The sequence below is a fragment of the Candidatus Hydrogenedentota bacterium genome (genome assembly GCA_035450225.1).
In the GTDB taxonomy this organism is placed as follows: Bacteria; Hydrogenedentota; Hydrogenedentia; order Hydrogenedentales; family SLHB01; genus DSVR01.
This window is the reverse complement of record DAOTMJ010000001.1, coordinates 256,811-273,779: the sequence shown is the minus strand read 5'-3', so window position 1 is coordinate 273,779 and position 16,969 is coordinate 256,811. Positions and strand designations below refer to the sequence as shown.

At 57.8% G+C, this 16,969-nt stretch carries 16 protein-coding genes; 4 read left to right on the top strand and 12 right to left on the bottom strand.

Going from position 1 to position 16,969, the window contains the following annotated elements:
- Positions 1 to 97: 97 nt before the first annotated feature.
- The 11 genes from P5540_01070 to P5540_01020 form a co-directional block, all read right to left on the bottom strand.
- Entirely contained in the window at positions 98 to 1,465 is a 1,368-nt protein-coding gene (locus P5540_01070) for an MBL fold metallo-hydrolase (GenBank protein HRT63390.1), read from the bottom strand.
- Entirely contained in the window at positions 1,465 to 2,052 is a 588-nt protein-coding gene (locus tag P5540_01065) for a hypothetical protein (GenBank protein ID HRT63389.1), read from the bottom strand. The genes P5540_01070 and P5540_01065 overlap by 1 nt, the downstream gene beginning before the upstream one ends.
- A 2-nt stretch (positions 2,053 to 2,054) precedes the next feature.
- The gene (gene recN / locus P5540_01060; GenBank protein HRT63388.1) at positions 2,055 to 3,737 is read right to left on the bottom strand and encodes a DNA repair protein RecN; all 1,683 of its coding nucleotides are present in this window, start codon (positions 3,735 to 3,737) and stop codon (positions 2,055 to 2,057) included.
- 11 nt (positions 3,738 to 3,748) lie between these two features.
- Positions 3,749 to 4,522: a TlyA family RNA methyltransferase gene (locus P5540_01055; GenBank protein ID HRT63387.1), complete on the bottom strand. Its 774-nt coding sequence runs from the start codon at positions 4,520 to 4,522 to the stop codon at positions 3,749 to 3,751.
- Entirely contained in the window at positions 4,519 to 7,095 is a 2,577-nt protein-coding gene (locus P5540_01050) for a tetratricopeptide repeat protein (GenBank protein HRT63386.1), read from the bottom strand. The genes P5540_01055 and P5540_01050 overlap by 4 nt, the downstream gene beginning before the upstream one ends.
- Before the next feature lie 111 nt (positions 7,096 to 7,206).
- A complete protein-coding gene (gene ispF / locus P5540_01045; GenBank protein HRT63385.1) occupies positions 7,207 to 7,680 on the bottom strand; it encodes a 2-C-methyl-D-erythritol 2,4-cyclodiphosphate synthase in 474 nt (157 codons plus the stop codon).
- 10 nt (positions 7,681 to 7,690) lie between these two features.
- The gene (gene ispD / locus P5540_01040; protein HRT63384.1) at positions 7,691 to 8,377 is read right to left on the bottom strand and encodes a 2-C-methyl-D-erythritol 4-phosphate cytidylyltransferase; all 687 of its coding nucleotides are present in this window, start codon (positions 8,375 to 8,377) and stop codon (positions 7,691 to 7,693) included.
- Positions 8,374 to 9,366, bottom strand: coding sequence for a PIN domain-containing protein (locus P5540_01035; GenBank protein HRT63383.1), 993 nt, complete (start codon positions 9,364 to 9,366; stop codon positions 8,374 to 8,376). The genes ispD and P5540_01035 overlap by 4 nt, the downstream gene beginning before the upstream one ends.
- A 202-nt stretch (positions 9,367 to 9,568) precedes the next feature.
- Positions 9,569 to 10,387 carry a purine-nucleoside phosphorylase gene (locus P5540_01030; protein HRT63382.1) on the bottom strand — a complete coding sequence of 273 codons (819 nt, stop codon included), beginning with the start codon at positions 10,385 to 10,387 and terminating at the stop codon, positions 9,569 to 9,571.
- 86 nt (positions 10,388 to 10,473) lie between these two features.
- Entirely contained in the window at positions 10,474 to 10,791 is a 318-nt protein-coding gene (locus P5540_01025) for a DUF167 domain-containing protein (protein ID HRT63381.1), read from the bottom strand.
- Between the two features lie 177 nt (positions 10,792 to 10,968).
- Positions 10,969 to 11,103, bottom strand: a complete 135-nt coding sequence (locus P5540_01020; protein ID HRT63380.1) for a hypothetical protein — start codon at positions 11,101 to 11,103, stop codon at positions 10,969 to 10,971.
- Positions 11,104 to 11,350: 247 nt separating this feature from the next.
- On the opposite strand from P5540_01020, the gene P5540_01015 reads away from it, so the two are divergent.
- From P5540_01015 to P5540_01000, 4 genes are read left to right on the top strand one after another with little or no spacing between them, the layout of a single operon-like run.
- Entirely contained in the window at positions 11,351 to 12,049 is a 699-nt protein-coding gene (locus tag P5540_01015; protein HRT63379.1) for a class I SAM-dependent methyltransferase, read from the top strand.
- Positions 12,046 to 13,692, top strand: a complete 1,647-nt coding sequence (locus tag P5540_01010) for a methyltransferase domain-containing protein (GenBank protein ID HRT63378.1) — start codon at positions 12,046 to 12,048, stop codon at positions 13,690 to 13,692. The genes P5540_01015 and P5540_01010 overlap by 4 nt, the downstream gene beginning before the upstream one ends.
- Positions 13,693 to 13,701: 9 nt before the next feature.
- Complete coding sequence (locus tag P5540_01005; protein ID HRT63377.1) at positions 13,702 to 14,442, top strand: SDR family NAD(P)-dependent oxidoreductase; 741 nt, start codon at positions 13,702 to 13,704, stop codon at positions 14,440 to 14,442.
- Positions 14,443 to 14,454: 12 nt separating this feature from the next.
- Complete coding sequence (locus P5540_01000) at positions 14,455 to 15,450, top strand: aldo/keto reductase (GenBank protein HRT63376.1); 996 nt, start codon at positions 14,455 to 14,457, stop codon at positions 15,448 to 15,450.
- A gap of 13 nt (positions 15,451 to 15,463) precedes the next feature.
- Here the strand turns inward: P5540_01000 and P5540_00995 are convergent, their stop codons facing one another.
- A complete protein-coding gene (locus P5540_00995) occupies positions 15,464 to 16,966 on the bottom strand; it encodes a response regulator (protein HRT63375.1) in 1,503 nt (500 codons plus the stop codon).
- Positions 16,967 to 16,969 lie beyond the last annotated feature (3 nt).

Genomic DNA, 16,969 nt, shown 5'->3' with positions numbered 1-16,969 from the left:
GCCAATCAAATGCTTTGCGGGATCATGTTGTCCAAAAAGTTTTTCCCGCCCCTTTTCGATAGGCAGGGATTTCTGTGTTCTGCCGCCGAATTTTGGGTTACGCCTCAATGGGTTCGGCTTCGCGCAGAATGGCCACGTCCGGAATACCAGCCTCGGCCAAGCCGGTCCGGAGCGCTGCGAGCGCTGTCTGTTCGCCATGAACCAGCCGGACCCTCTGAAAATGCTTGCCGAACGCAAGGAGTTCACTGCGTCCCGCATGGGCGCTGAAACCGTTCATGATGCGGACTTCGGCGTTCAGCGGATGCTCGACGCCGAAGATCTTGATGCGGGGCTGGCGTTCAACGATGCGGCGTCCAAGTGTGTTTTTGGCCTGGAATCCAACGATCAGAATGATATTTCGCGGGTCTTCGCAGTTGTTTTTGAGATGATGTAGGATGCGTCCGTGTTCACACATGCCGGCGGCAGCGATGATGATGGCGGGTTCGCGCAGGGTGTTGATGCGCATCGAATCCTCGGCGCGCGTCACATAATGAATCTGTTTCAGGCGGAACGGATCGCCGGCATGTTCCATGAAGCCACGGATCGTGGCGTCGAAACATTCGCCGTGTATCCTGAATACTTCCGTGATGTTCACAGTCAGCGGACTGTCCACATAAACTGGAATCGAGGGAATAGCGCCGTGCACTTCAAGGTTCTTCAATGCGTAGATGATTTCCTGCGCCCGTTCGAGCGCGAAACTCGGCACGATGATTTTGCCGCCGCGCTGAACGGCGCGGTGGACAATCTGGGCCAACTTGTCCTCCATGGCGGCGATGGGTTCGTGATCGCGGTCGCCGTAGGTGCTTTCCATGACGACCATGTCCGCCCCGTCCGGTTCCCACGGATCGTCGAGTATGGGCATGTTTTTACGGCCTAAATCGCCCGTGAACAACAGTCGTTTCGTCGCTCCGTTTTCCCGGCAGTCAAGGCACACCATGGCCGAACCCAGAACGTGCCCCGCATCCTGCAACGTAACCGAAACCCCGTTGGCCGCCTCGAACGGCTGTCCGTACGGCATGCACAAAAACTGCCGCATGATCGCATGCACATCGTCGTCCGCATAGAGCGGTGGAATGAATTCCCGGTTCTTTTTGGATAGCCATTCGGCGTCGCGCGCCTGGATATTCGCGCTGTCGAGCAGCATGATGCTGCACAGATCCCGCGTGGCGCAGGTGGCAAACACCCGCCCGCGAAACCCGTTTTTGGCCAGAATCGGCAACAGGCCGCTATGATCGATGTGCGCATGGCTCAACACGACACTGTCGAGGGATCGCGCGTCGAACGGGAAATGCCGGTTCTTGAAATCCGACTGCTTGCGCCGGCCTTGAAACATGCCGCAATCCAGCAAAACGCGTGATCCGTTGACTTCGACAAGATGTTTGGAGCCGGTAACGCCTTCCGCGGCCCCGAATGCCGTTATTTTCATCAGCCGCCCGCCTCCTTGTCGCGAATGATCGGTGGATTTTCGCGAAAATGGGCGACACACCGCTCGATGAGACGTCTCGGATTATCGTCGAAGGTAATGTGCGCGCCGGTTTTTTTCCGTATGACGGGCAGAAAATCGTCCACGTGATCCGCGATGCCCCCCGTGCCGGTCAACACGCCGATGGGGCGCCCTTCGTCGTAGGCGATGGCGAATTCGCCGAGCGTGCCCGATCGCCCGCCCACAATGATGATGATGTCGCTGCTCCGAACACCGACCACTTCGCGTCCCATCAGGCCGCTTCCCGTGTAGATCATGACATCTATATGGTCAATGGGGCTTCCGTATCGGGAAACATGTTCATCGAGGCTCAGGCCGGGCGAAACGCCGACGGTCAACCCGCCGCGCTCCTTGCAACCGATGACCGCATAATGCGGCAATCCGGGACATCCGCCCGTGAGAATCGCACAGCCTTCATCGGCGATGGCGCGCCCCAGTTCCTTGCATTTCTCGACAATATCCGCGGCCATTTCGCCGCCGGCCGATCCCATGACGCCAATCTTGATTCTGGGTCCTTCCGTGTGTTGCATGTTCAACTCCGTTTTCCTGTAGGTCCGATTTCCTTGATTAGTTCTTTCGCATGGCGGAGGCTGGCCTCCGACACGGAACCGTCCAGCAGCCTGGCCACTTCCTGAATGCGCGGCAAGTCTTCCACGCGCTGAAGAGATGTCACATTGCGATCCATGATCGTTTCCTTGCTGACGCAGAAATGATGATCGGCGGAGGCGGCAATCTGCGGCAGGTGCGTAATGCAGATCGTTTGATGGGAAGCGGCAAGGCCCCGGAGTTTCTCTGCCACATTTCGCGCAATCTTCCCTCCTACGCCGGCGTCAATTTCGTCGAAAACCAGGGTGGGGATCTGGTCCGCGTCGGCGAATACGGCCTTGAGCGCGAGCATGATTCGGCTGATCTCGCCGCCGGAGGCCACCTGTCGCAGCGGTTTTGGTTTCTCGCCCGGATTGGCCGCCAGCAGAAATTCAACCTGATCCATGCCGGAAAGCGTCAGCCCTCCAACCCGGATGCTCGTTTCGAAAAGGCCGCCTTTCATGCCGAGATCATGCAGGACCGATGTGACCTGTTTATCGAGTTTTTTCCCGGCCGCATGACGCTTTTGGGAAAGTTCAGCCGCCAAGTTTCGGACTTCGTTTTGGAGGACATCGCGTTGTTCCGAGAGTTCGGCCAGACGGTGATCGCGGGTGTCGAAGGCTTTCAATTCGGCGACGGCCTTGTCGTAATATGCGATTACCGCCTCGACGGACCCCCCGTATTTTCGTTTGAGATCGCTCAACAGCGACAGGCGCTCGTTGACCTGATCGAGTTCGGCCGGATCGAACTCCAGGCGATTCGAATAGGCGCGCAATTCCGCGGCGCATTCTTCAATTTCAGCGCGGACCCCCGCCAATCGGCCCGCCATGGCCTGAAAACGATCGTCAATCCGCGCCAGTTCCTGCAAGTCGGCGAGGGCGGCATCCACGGCTGTCACGGCGGGCATGTCCTCGGACTCATACAGCGTGGCAAGGGCGCCCGACGCCAGCGAATAAATCCGCTCAGCATTCGATATCAAATTGCGCCGGCTTCGCAGTTCTTCCTCTTCGCCGGGCTGGAGTCCCGCCGCATGAATTTCATGGATTTCATGCCGAAGATAGTCCATGCGCCGGGCGCGATCGCGATCTTCCTGCTCAAGTTCCGCGATCGTTTTTTCAATTTCACGACAACGCGCGACCTTTTCTCCGACATCACGCGCCGCTTCTTCCGTGCCGGCGAAGGCGTCCAGCAAATCGAGTTGGCGATCCGGCCTGAGCAGCGACTGGTGTTCATGTTGGCCGTGCAGATCTACCAATTCGTCGCCAATTTCGGCCAGGAGCGAAACAAGCACCAGACTGCCGGATACATAGGCCCGGCTGCGTCCCTCGGCCGTGATGACTCGCGACAAGACCAGTTCGTTGCCGTCCCATTCCAAGTCATGCTTTTTCAGTAGGGCGGAAAGACGCCGCGACGGCTTGGAAAGCCGGAAAACGGCGTCCACGCGGGCCTGTTTCGACCCGTCTCGGATCATTTCGGCGGATGCGCGCCCCCCTAACACCAATTCGAGCGCGCCGACTATAATGGATTTCCCCGCGCCCGTCTCCCCTGTCAACGCGTTCAATCCCTTGCCGAGTTCCACTTCCAACTCGTCAATGAGCGCATAATTTCGTATGCGTAAAGTTTCCAGCACAGCGCGGCGTCTTACTCCCCGGCTTCCAGAACCAAATGCGCGAGAAACTCCCGGTTTCCCGCCGGTCCCAACAACGATGAGGGTATCACACCCCGCGGCGCAAATCCCAACCGCCGCGCCGCTTCCAGGACGTTCTCGACGACTTCGGCGCGAACTGCTTCGTCACGCACGACGCCGCCTTTGCCGACATGTGCGCGGCCCGCCTCGAACTGGGGCTTGATTAGGACCACGCCTTGTGCTTTTTCGGCTAGCAACGCCTTCAGTGACGGCAAAACCAGTTGGAGTGAAATGAACGAGCAATCCGCCGTGAAAAAAGCAGGACGCTCCGGTAACCGGCAGGGATCGAGATGTCGGATATTCGTGCGCTCAAGAACCACGACGCGATCGTCTTGGCGTAACGACCACGCCAATTGGCCGTAGCCGACGTCCACGGCATATACACGCGCGGCCCCATGTTGAAGCAGGCAATCCGTGAATCCGCCCGTGCTCGCGCCGACATCAATCGCGATCCGGCCCCGCACATCCAATTGGAACCGGGAAAGCGCCTCTTCCAATTTGAAGCCGCCGCGGCTGACATAACGGGGGGATTCGCGGATGTCAAGACGTATGTCCGGGACGACCTGTAAGCCGGGCTTGTCCAGCACTTCGCCGTTCGGACCCAGCACGCTTCCCGCCCGGACAAGCGCCTGCGCCTTCGTGCGCGTTATGCCCGTACGCTGCTGAACAATCCAGTCCAGCCGTTCCTTCCTTCCTCGATCCGATCCATCCATGCTATCCCGCATCATTCGTTTGTTCCGTTCTGGCTCTTGATATGTTCCAGTCTTTCTCGCGCGTCCCTGTCGTTTGGATTGAGTTCGAGGGACTTTGAATAGGCGCGAAGGGCTTCCGTGTGATCCTGGACAGTCTCAAAGGCCTTGCCCAGCTTGGCATGCGCGCGCGCATTGTCCGGATGGGCCTGAACGAAGGCCTGCCATTGCCCGACACGTTCCGGGGGACTGAAATGCCGGATCAGCAGATCGTCAAGCCGTTCGTACGATGTGAAATTGGCCGGAGCCAGTTCAAGCGCCTTCCATGCGGCGGATAATGCCTCTTGGAAGCGGCCTTGCTTTTCGCGAATTTGGGCCATCGCAGTCTGGATTTCCGGGCTATCGGGGGCAAGTTGTTCCGCCTCACGATACAGTATGGCAGCCTCTTGCGCGGCCCCCCGCTTTTCAAGCGAGGCGGCAAGAAACAGTCGAGGCAATGGCCGTTGCGGAAATTGCCCGAAAACAGTCCGCCATGTGGTTTCCGCGACATCGGGAGAAAACTTTTCTTCTAGAAACGCATGGAGCGTCAAGTAGCGTTCGACCATTTGCGGCTTGGCGTGCAAGGCCTTTCGATACGCTTCGAGCGCCTGTTTCATGAAACCTTGTCGTTTCAGGATGTTGCCTTCATTCTCCAACGCCATGTCAAGGGTGGAATTGATCGCAAAAGCCTTGCGATAGGCCGCAAGCGCCTCGTCGAGACGTCCATCCGATTCAAGGAAGCCGGCATGATCCATCAGACCTTCCGGATCGTCGGGATACCATTTCAAAAAATCTTCCAGCGCGCGCCGCGCATCGTCTTTTCTCCCTATTCCCATGAGCAGGCGCACATAAAGGCCATTCAGGTACCGGCGCGGCCCCAAGGCGGCCAGCGCGTCTTCAACCTCCTTCATTGCGCCGGGGGAGTCACCTTTGGACAAAAGTAGTTGAATGCGACGATAGCGCAAATATTCGTCGTGCGGACGGCGCGATATGGCAGCCGCGAAAGTGGCAAGCGCATCGTTGATTCCATCCGGGCCGACGAGTTTCGCCAGCGCCTCGGACCGTTCCTTCAATGCCTGATTGCGCCGGGCTGTTGTGCGTGTCAAACCTTCCGGCTGCATGGCGTACGTGTTTACCGTGTGACTATGTTTTACCCAGGGCGACATTCCGATCCGGTTTTCGCATTCGGACTGGCTCAACGGCTTGGCGGCGGAAATGTCCAGATTGGGGAAGCGTCCCGGCAGGACTTTGAGTATTTGTTCGAACACGCAGCACGCCAGGCGGTAATGTCCGTCCGGGTTCAAATGAACGGCATCATAAAACCGGTCAACGCCCGGAATGCCGCAGGGACATCCCTCGGCGACGGCGCGTTCGGCATCCGCCAGATAAACACCTTTTCCTTCCCATGCCGCCGCCACCTTTCTGACGGCATCGTTGATGTATGAATTGGACCGAACGACACACCAATCCAAATCAAGGGCACGGCGCAATAGACGATTCGCCTCCTTGCAACGCCCCGTCACAAAATAGCAATATCCGAGCCGGTGGCAGAGGTCGGCCGACGTGTCGGAAAGGGCATAGGCTTTTTCGTAAAGCGCCGCCGCCTCCCCGAACAGACCCGCGTCATCCAGTTCGATTGCGCGACGATAATTGGAATGATAGGCTTCCGCGTCTGTGTTTGAGAGCGGCGGAGGATCACCCGCCTGGGCCGGCTCCCAGTAGATGAGATTGGAAGCCACGGTGCAGACAATGGCGGCGGCATTTGCCGAAACGGCCGCCTTGCACATATCGCCAAGATTGCTTTGATAATGGCGATACACGGTTTGTGCGCGGGAAGAGGCCGGATTGATGGAACAATACCATGATCCGAGATCGCTCAATTCGGAAATGGCGGATTTTGCGCGAAAAAGCGATGTGCCCCCGGCCAGTTGAACCAGGCGTAAGCCGGACGCCCACGTCTTTGCCCGAATGGCGGCGAGGCTGGACGTATAATCGTGCGTAAGCCAGCTCTGCGCGCCGAAAGGACCGCACATCTCATTGTTACCCATGTAAATGACGAAAGCATCCGGTTGCAATGCGGCGCAGGCTTTTGCAGCGGGATACATGACGTTCGAATTCATGCCGGACACCGCCGCGTTGTACACCTCGAAACGGATTCCCGGAAAGTTTTCGCAAAGCATGGCGTCCAACATCCGCCAGAAGGCATAGGCGCAATCCGGGGGCGCGCCGTTTGCCGCGGAACTGCCGAAGACGAAAATCCGAAAGGCGTCCGGCGACTTTGTGGCCGGTGTCTGAAACTCGTACTGATCCCACGCCACGACACTGTCCAGCGGCAGACTAAAGAACGGCCGCAGGTATTCGCGATTGGGGAGGAAGTAGTCCTTGCCGGCAATGGTCCGGCGCACAAGGAAATGGGTCGAAGTCCCGTATCCCGCTGCTCGTAACGCCGCTTCCAGCAGGATCAGCAGCGCAATGGCCGACAGGATCATTGCGGCGGCCGACATTGTCACACGAACAATGCGCCGGTAAAAAACAAGGTGATTATCGCCCGATCCATTTTGCGCGGAAACCATTGAATCGTCCTTGCCTGTGCTGAATATGCCGAATCGTGTTTTGGGGATTCCGTTGCCTTTGGACAGGATAACAGGATTGCGCAGGATAATGGGAATCGCCGGCGATGTCCCTCAAATCCTCTCCAGCAACGTCGTGGCCCATGCGGAGATGGCTTCGCCCTGCCCTTCGGGACCGACGCCTTCGTTGGTCTTGGGTTTGACGGACACGGCGGAGAGATCAATCCCCATCGTTTCGGCGAGATGCGCGTGGATGGCGGCGAGGTGCGGATTCAGACGCGGACGTTCGGCGACAACGACGGAATCAATGTTCGTGATCTTGTAACCGGCATCGCGAAGGTCTTCAACGGTCCGGCGCAAAAGCATCATGCTGTCGGCGTCCTTGAATTTCGGATCATTGTCGGGAAAGATCTGGCCGATGTTGCCGAGTCCGGCCGCGCCCAGTAACGCGTCAATGATGGCGTGCGCGAGCACGTCGGCGTCCGAATGGCCCAAAAGGCCGCGATCAAATGGAATCAAAACACCGCCGAGGATGAGCGGGCGTCCCTCGACCAGGCGGTGCAGATCGTATCCGATGCCGATGCGCATGACAAGAACCTCACATGCCTTCCCGAATGAATTGGGCGGCCCACGCCAAGTCGGCGGGAGTCGTAATCTTTATATTGGCCGGCGAACCCATCACAAGTTTGACGGGTGCGCCGGTGCGGCGGACCAGCGTGGCGTCGTCGGTGCCGACATATCCGTCCCGTCTCGCTTGCGCGTGCGCGGCGCGAATTACGGGCACGCGAAATGTTTGGGGCGTCTGGCACATCCATAGGTAACGGCGATCGGGCGTATCGACAAGAAAACCGTCCCGGTCGCCCTGCAATACGGTATCGGTTGTCGGAATGGCGACAGTTGCCGCGCCGCAGGCAAGGGCGGCGTCTATTGACGCCGTAACCGATTCAAGGGGAACAAACGGTCTTGCCGCGTCATGAATGACGACCATTTCCGTGTCCGGATCGAGCAATGCCAAACCGAGTTCAACCGAGTCCTGCCGCTGCGATCCGCCGTCCTCTATCGTCAACGCTATTTGGGGAAAAGCCCGGTGCAGAATCCCGGCAAACACCCCACGCCACGCCGGCGGCGTCATAATCACCGCGCGGTCCAACAGACCCAGCGGCGCGAGCCGCTCCAAGGTACGGACAATCATGGGCTTGCCGGCCAGTTCGACCAATGCCTTTGGGCCTTCGCATCCGAGACGCACGCCCATGCCCGCCGCCGGGATGAGCAACTGCGTCTTCACGCGACGATGCCGCTCAGTTTGCCGAAGATCATCCGGCCCGCGGCAGTTTGCAGAACACTCGTGACCACCACGGAGACGCTGCGCCCGATGTATTCCTTCCCGCCGTCAACGACCACCATCGTGCCGTCGTCGAGGTAGCCGACGCCCTGGAACGCTTCCTTGCCTTCCTTGAGGATTTTAACCTGCATCTGTTCGTCAGGCAGAACGGCCGGCTTGATGGCGTTGGCGAGGTCGTTGACATTCAGCACCGCGACGCCTTCGATTTGGGCCACTTTGTTCAAATTGTAATCGTTGGTCAAGACCTTCGCGCCGTAATCCTTGGCGAGACGAAGCAGTTTGCCGTCCACCTCACGGATGTCGGGGTAGTCATCCTCGACGACCATGATGAAAACCTTGTCGGAATTTTCCTGCATGGCCTTGAGGATATCGAGCCCGCGCCGCCCCTTGGCCCGTCGCAACACGTCCGCGGAATCGGCGATATTCTGCAACTCGCGCAAAACAAAGCGGGGAACGATCAGCGTGCCATCGAGAAAACCGGTCGCGCAGATATCCGCAATGCGCCCGTCAATGATGACACTCGTGTCAACAACTTTCGGCGTGCCGTATTGCACGGGGCGCTTATGGACGGCCTGAATAAGGGATTCCCAGTTTGATGCGCGGGTCAATCCCAGGGAAATGCCGCTGAATCCGAACAGCAATACAAGCGTGGCAATCAGAAAAACCCGCACATTGGGTTCGGCGCCCGGAAACCACATAAGAATGTACTGGCCCAGCGCATAGCCCATCAACATCGCCAGAACAATCGCGACAATCGCCGGTGAAATGCGCTCGAACAATTCCTGGGTGATGAGACTCAATAAAATCAGCACCAAAGCGCCGATGCTGCCGCCCACCAATCCCCCCACGAACAACCACGGCATGGGGTTGATAGGCTTCAAGGTGTATTCACTGATCTGATCCGTAACGTAGCGGGCCCAGATAACGCCCATGATGATACATGCCAATATGAATAAAGAACGTACGATTTTTACAGCCATATGCGTGCCTCCCTTGTCGGTTGCTGGAACATTTCCCGGCGTCTTCGCCACGCGCGGGGTCACTTCCTCCCCACCACCGATTATGGTGGATTCCCCAATGGGGGATCGTCCCTTGTTTCCTGTCGCCTCCTTTCTTTCTTGCGCCATGAAATTCCTATATCTCCATTCGTTCAATGCAGGCGGAAACCAGCGCCGCCAATTGCGGCTCGATGCGGTTGGCCACGGCAATAATCGCGTTGATATCGGCCGGCTTGAGCGCATCCGGCAGACATTCGTCGGTAATCGCCGAAAATCCAAGCACCTTGAGTCCCGCATGCACCGCCACAATGACTTCCGGAACGGTGCTCATGCCCACCGCGTCCGCGCCGATGGTTCGCATAAACCGATACTCGGCGCGAGTCTCCAAGGACGGCCCCGGACAAGCAAGATAGACGCCGTGCTGCAGACGCACGCCTTGTTCGATCGCAATGCGGTCGGCCAAGGTGGCCAATTCCTTTGAATACGGCTCGCTCATATCCGGAAAGCGCGGACCCAGTTCGTCGTCGATTGGTCCGATCAGGGGATTGTCGCCCATCATGTTGATATGATCGGTGATGAGCATCAAATCGCCGGCTTTGAATTGCGGGTTCAGCCCCCCCGCCGCATTGGAAACAATCAGCGCCCGAACACCCAAGGCCTTTGCCACTCGAATCGGATACGTCACCTGCTGGAGCGAGTATCCCTCGTATGCATGAAAACGCCCGGCCATGGCCATGACGATTTTCCCGGAAAGGGTTCCGAAAACCAGTTCGCCCGCATGTGAATCCACGGTCGAAGATGGAAAATGCGGAATGTCGGAATAACTGAGCCGGCAGGGATCCTCAATACGGTCGGCCAGAGAACCAAGGCCGGTGCCCAGCACAATGCCGACAACCGGTGATCCATCGTATGAAACACGAATCGCCTCGACCGATTCACGGATACAATCTCTCAATTCCACGCGCCTTGCCTGCCTTTCATTGTATAAATAATAAAATAAATACCGCGTCGTGCCCTGTAAGTTTCATTTTTCGTGCGTATTTACGCAATCCCTTTTGCGGGTCTGAGGCCGGACGTGCCGGTTTTTATTTGCAATCGCTCTTCGACCTCGTCTTTTGTAAGACCTTGTATTTCTATCCTTTTCTCGCGTGAGGCCTTGCCGCCCACCACTTTGATATCGCGCTTGGCCAAGCCAAGACGTTCCGCCAAATACTCCACCAAAGCCTTGTTCGCTTCACCGTCCACAGGCGGAGCCGTCAGCGAGACACGAATTCGGCCGTTTTCATCGAACGACAACGCGTTGCGGCTCGCTTTCGGCTGTACCCGGATTATTAGCCGTGCGTTATTTTTCGCGGTCATGGCGAAAACAATGTCCGAAAAACATGTCCTTTTCACTTCGTTGATTATCCATACTTTTCACCCTTGCGTCAACCTAAAAAACCTCTTGCTCAGCCGGCAAGCGATAAAAAGACGATTCAAAAAAAACTGGCGGCTCCAGCCCGCCAGATACCAAGTATGCTATCGCCAAATCCAATACTACGCCGAAAGAACTTCGTCGTAGTATTCCGCATAACATTCCACGTGCCAATACTCGCCATCGACTTCTATTACATCGCCGAACTGGAGTTCGACTTCCTCGAATGGCTCGTTGCACAACGTACAACTATGCACGACCAGTCACCTTCCTTTCCTGAGAATTCGCCCCTTGCCGGGAAACGTTTGCAACATAAACGGGGCGGTTTATATCACATCCCACACCAAATGTCAAGAAAAATTTTTCAGCAAAAATTTCCGATGCGTTGGATTCAATCGCTAAGATGATGCGGGCGTGGAACGGGATGGGGTTTCCCGGCCATACGGCGGCCCGGTTGAAATGGCCGGACAAAATGCGGAAGATGACGCCCAGGAGCGGTTATCCATGGATTATGCCCGTCATTACGAACGCTGTTGTCTCGATGCGACCACGCCCCTTCAGCGTTTCTTCATCCGGATCATGACGCGCAAGGCGCGCCAAATCGGCCAGACCAGCCATCGGATCTGGTCCATGAAGTACGCCCTTGACCACTATCTTTCGGGACGGGATCAATTGTGTGTATTGGACTGCGGCGCGTGGAACGGCTGGTTTCTCAGTTACGAGACGCCGGCCGTACGGCGGCGGATCGCCTTGGACTTTGATCCCTGCCATGCCGCCGACCTTCGTGGACAGGGCATTGATTTCGTCATGGCCGATATGGAAAAAGGCGCGTTGCCGTTTGCTTCCGAATCGGTGGATATGCTGGTTATGACAAGCACGCTTGAACACCTTTCCTGTCCCGAACGCATTGCCTCGGAAATCCACCGGTTGCTTCGTCCGGGCGGTATCGTGTTCGTCACGGTGCCGGACATTCTCAAGTATGGCTTCAAATTTTGGGACGACGTCACGCACAAGCGGCCTTTTACGGCTTCGGCGTTGAAGTTCCTCTTTGAAACACACCGGATCGAAACCGTCGAATGTTGCCCGTACAATCACAATCTTTTTATCGCCGGCCACCTGTTTCCCGCCCCGATTCACCGTTTTCTGATGCGTTTTCGCGGCAAGGCAATCCTATACGTTGGGAAGAAACGCGCCGCGCCATGACTTCGCATTCTTCATCCGGATCGCATCGTGCGCATCGCGGCGAGGGCTTCGTTTCGCGCACATCGGGCTGGCTTTGGATTATAGGCCTGTCGTTGTATGTCGCCTTTGTGAGTTACGTGGGCTGGCGGCACATGGGAGAAAAAATTTCCGGCCTCCATGTGCCGAGCCTGACGGCCATGGCTGCGGCATACCTGTTCGCTCTTTGGCTTCGCGCGGTAAAATGGCGCTTCGCGATCGGTCCCGGAAGACAATCCACGGGCCTGTATTTCGTGTCGAAAGCGGGTGGCGCGTTGTCGCCCGGACGCGTGGGCGAACTGGCGCCGTTGCTATTGCCCGGACACCGCGATGCCCGCCTTGCGGCGTGGATTATCCTCGACCGCTTTCTTGAGGGCGGGGCTACGATTCTGCTCGGCTTGGCCGGTCTTCTGGTTTTCAAAATCTCGAACGTTCGCATGACGTGGCTTTTTGGCGGTTCATTGATCGTTCTGGTTGTGGCCCCTATGATGATTTTGCGGCGCCGCGCTTTTTTTGCCTCCGCCGCGCAGCGTATCCGGCGTCCTGCCCTGGCGCACCGCGCCTTGTCCCTGGCGGAAACAGTCAGCCGCGAAATGGCCGGGCTGGATCGGGTCATTCCGTGGGCCGCCGCGATTTCACTGGCGGCGACCGGCATGGATCTCGTGGTTGGTAAACAACTCTACCGTTGTTTCGGACATGACGTGCCTTTCGCGCTGCTGGCGATCGCGCAATGTGCGCATGCCTTAGCCAGCGTCACGCCGTTTACACCCAATGCGACCGGCGTGCCGTATGTCGTCGCCGGCGGCATTTTATACGCGTGGGGCGGCCTTCCGCCCGAGACGATTGCCGCCGCGATCGGCGTCAATGCCGTGGTGGTCGGCGTCCTCTTTTGGAGTTCCTTCGGCATCGGCGCCACCGGCCTGCGATGGCGCCGGACGGGCCGCGTGCAAACGCAGGCGGACCTGTTCGATTTCCTGGCATCCGAAACGCCGCTTTACGCTTATGATTCTGAATCCCTCCGGCGGTTGAAGGGTTTGGTGGCGAACAAAGGCCGTGTGTTGGACGTGGGTTGCGGGGACGGCGCGATTGGGGAGGCGCTGGACGCGCCGGGCATCGTGGCGTTCGACATTTCCCCGCGATGCGCGCAGCACGCTCGTAACCGGGGGCTCGACTCGCTTGTCGCCGATGCCCGGCAGCCGTGGCCCTTTGCGGAAAACACCTTCGACACGGTCTACTGCGTGGATGTGCTCCACCACCTGCCCGGGGCATGGGAGGCTGTCTTGCAGGAGGCCCATCGTGTGCTGAAACCGGGCGGAACGCTGGCCATCGCCGAACCGGATGCGCGCTATGCATTTGTCCGATGGACCCAGGCGCCCCATTCGCCCATTCGCGTGGCCCCGTGGCCGAACGAGCCGGCAATCTATCCGGCGGACCTTGAGTCCATACTCAGCCGTTTGGGGTGTCCGTGGGACTGTCGTCCGCTTCGCCTCGATGGACATCAAATGCGGCGTTCCGTGTTTCCGTGGTGGCAACGGCTGCTCAAGGCGCCGTTCGTGCTGGCGTTGGCGGCATGGCACGGAAACCGTCCCAACAAGTTCGCGATCGTGGCCCGCAAGCCGAAGGCATAGGAGACTCTTGTGAACATCGAAGGAGCAGCCATCCTGATTACCGGCGCATCGCACGGCATCGGGCGCGCATTGGCGCTTCATTTTGCCGGACGCGGCGCACGTGTCCTGTTGACAGGACGCAGTGAGGAAGGATTGCGGGAAACCGCGCACCGCATCGAAGTCCACGGACGTCAAGCCTGGTGGAAAACCGCCGACTTGCAAAGGCCGGAAACCCTCGAAGTGCTCGTGCGCGCCATTGACGGCGCGGGTTTCAAAATAGATATTTTGATCAATAACGCCGCCGACGTCACGTCGAAACCGCTCCTTGACACTTCCCTTGAGGAAATCGAGGCGATTGTCCGGACAAATGTCACCGGATGCCTTCAGTTGTGCCGCCTGATTGCGCCGTCCATGGCCGCGCGCCGGAAAGGCCTGATCGTAAATATTTCCTCGCTGGCCGGATACAAGCCCAACCCGCGCCAGACTGTGTACAGCGCGTCGAAAGGCGCCGTCAACAGTATTTCCCGTGCGATCCTGTCCGAATTGGGATTATACGGTATTCATGTCATGAATGTGGCGCTTTCGTCGGTGGCCACCGAAGAAGAACCGCGCCCTACGGCGCTCCATGCGGACGATTTCGCCCATCGCCTCGAACGCGCCATCCGGCGCGAGCAGACCGAACTTTTTCTATCGCCGGTCAGTCAATGGCTCATGCGCCTCTACCAGGCATTCCCATCGCTTGCTCGATACGGATCGGCCCATTTTAAATAAAGGAAACGTTCCATGGATTATCGTGTGTTGGGTTCGTATTCATTGCGGGTTTCCTCCATGGCTTTCGGTGCATGGCAGATTGGCGACGAAAACTACTGGGGCGCTCCGCGCCAGAGGGATTACGACGCCGTTGTACAGGCCGCGATTGATTTGGGAATCACGTTGTTTGACACCGCCGAGATGTACGGCAATGGCGAATCGGAACGGGCGCTCGGCCGTGCCTTGCGTGGTCGCCGAAACCAAGTCGTCATTGCATCCAAGGTGAATTCAGATCATTGCGCGCCGGCGGCCGTTCGCGCCGCGTGCGAGGAGAGCCTGAAGCGCCTCGCAACGGATTACCTGGATTTGTATCAAGTCCATTGGCCCTGCCGCACAGTTCCCTTTGCGGACACCCATGGCGCATTGGAACGCCTCCGCGACGAAGGCAAGATACGGGCCATCGGGGTGTCGAATTTTGGACCGCAAGACCTCGATGCATGGATGGCCTGCGGTGATGCCGTGTCCAACCAGATCGGTTACAACCTGTTGTTTCGCGCGCCGGAATATGAAATCCTGCCGGCCTGTTTGCGGCATGGGACCGGTATTTTGGTCTATATGCCCCTATTGCAGGGCATTCTTTGTGGCCGATGGGCCCACATTGAAGACATTCCCCCCACCCGGCGCCGCACGCGGCATTTCTCATGCGAGCGCGCCGGCACGCGGCATGGCGAACCCGGTTGCGAGGCGCTGATGCTGAATGCCCTTGGCGCCTTGGCGGACCTTGCCCGTGAATTGGCGATGCCTCTCCCCCATCTTGCGATTGCCTGGCTACTGGCGCGACCCGGTATTTCTTCCGTCATTATCGGCGGACGCGATATTGCACAATTGCAGTCGAACGTTCTGGCGGCCGAATTGTCCCTTGCCCCGGCCATAGTGGAGCGAATCGAACAAATTACATCGCCGATTAAGGAGCGTATGGGTAAAAACGCGGATATGTGGCTGGGATCGGCGGAGAGCCGGATCCGGTAATCGAATGTAATTGCTACGGACGCAATGCGCCGCGTTCAACAAGATCCAGAAACACCGTGGCGACATGGGGATCGAACTGGCTGCCCGCAAACCGGCGAATTTGCTCGATAATCTTATCCTGTGTGAGGGCGGGACGATAGGCGCGGTCGCTTGCCATCGCGTCATAGGAATCGGCCACCACGATAATTTGCGTAACGACGGAAAGTTGATCGCCTTGAAGACCGTCGGGATATCCGGATCCGTCTATCCGTTCGTGATGACCGCGAACGACTTGCAGATGTTCTTTGGTTAAGTGCGGCACATGCGACAAGACATCATAGCCGAGTTTGGGATGTCGGCGAATCATGGCCCATTCTTCCGGGGTGGGCGGACCGCACTTGGTCAGGATCGCGTCCTTCACACCGATCTTGCCCACATCATGCAACGCCGCGGCCACGCGAAGAATCTCCGTTTGAGACTGCGAAAGGCCCATCTTCTGAGACGTTAGCACGGAATAATCCCGTACCCGCTCACTGTGACCGTGGGTATACGCATCCTTGGCCTCCAGCAAAAGGGCCATGGACTGAAGCGTGGCAAGGTGGGCATCCTGTACGTCGTTGAGGAGCCGCACGTTTTCGAGCGCCGCCGCGGCATGGTTTGCCACGATGCTGAGAATTTTGAGATCCCCCTCGGAAAATTGCGCGCCGCCCTTTTTTTCATTCACGTTGATTACACCCAGCACGCGCGGCATTTCAACCCCCGGCATACGCTCACCGAGACTGCTGGGATGTTTGTGTTCGAGCGGGACGGAAATGAACGATGGATCCCGCAACCGGCGGCTTACTTCGATAATGCCGGGATTCTGCCGGATATTTTCAATGAGCAACGGCCGGGCGTGCTGCGCCACCCACCCCGATATGCCCGTGCCCATTTCCACGACAGTCTTGGCGTCTTCTTCGGGAATTCCCACGCTTACGGCCACTTCAAGAGCGCGTCCGTCCTGCGTGGTGACCATGATGGAACCCCGGGATGCGCCGACCCTTTCCATCGCGGCGGACAAGACAAACCGGAGCAATTGCCGCTCGTTGTGAATTGAAGCAATGGCTTCGCTGATGTTGAACAGTTCCGTTATTTCAAGCAATCGCGCGTTTTCGTTGGCCAGCCGGTGACGTTCAAGCGCGTTGCTGACGGCTACCTTGATCTCGCTGATGCTGAACGGTTTCAACACATAATCGTACGCGCCCTCTTTGACCGCGGCCCGTGCGGTCTCCAGCGTGGCGAAACCAGTCATGACGATGGGAATAATGGCCGGGCAAATCTTGCGCGCTTCACGAATCAATTCAATGCCGTTCATTTCGGGCATCATGATATCAGTGAACAAAATGATAAAATTGTTTTGTGCCTGTAACAGGTCGAGGGCGGCTTTGGCATTTCCGGCAGTTTCAACGCTGTACCCCTCCTCCACCAAGACATCAACAAGCAAAGCGCGAATGACAATCTCGTCATCAACCACCAGAATACGCGTTTCTTCTGCCATGAA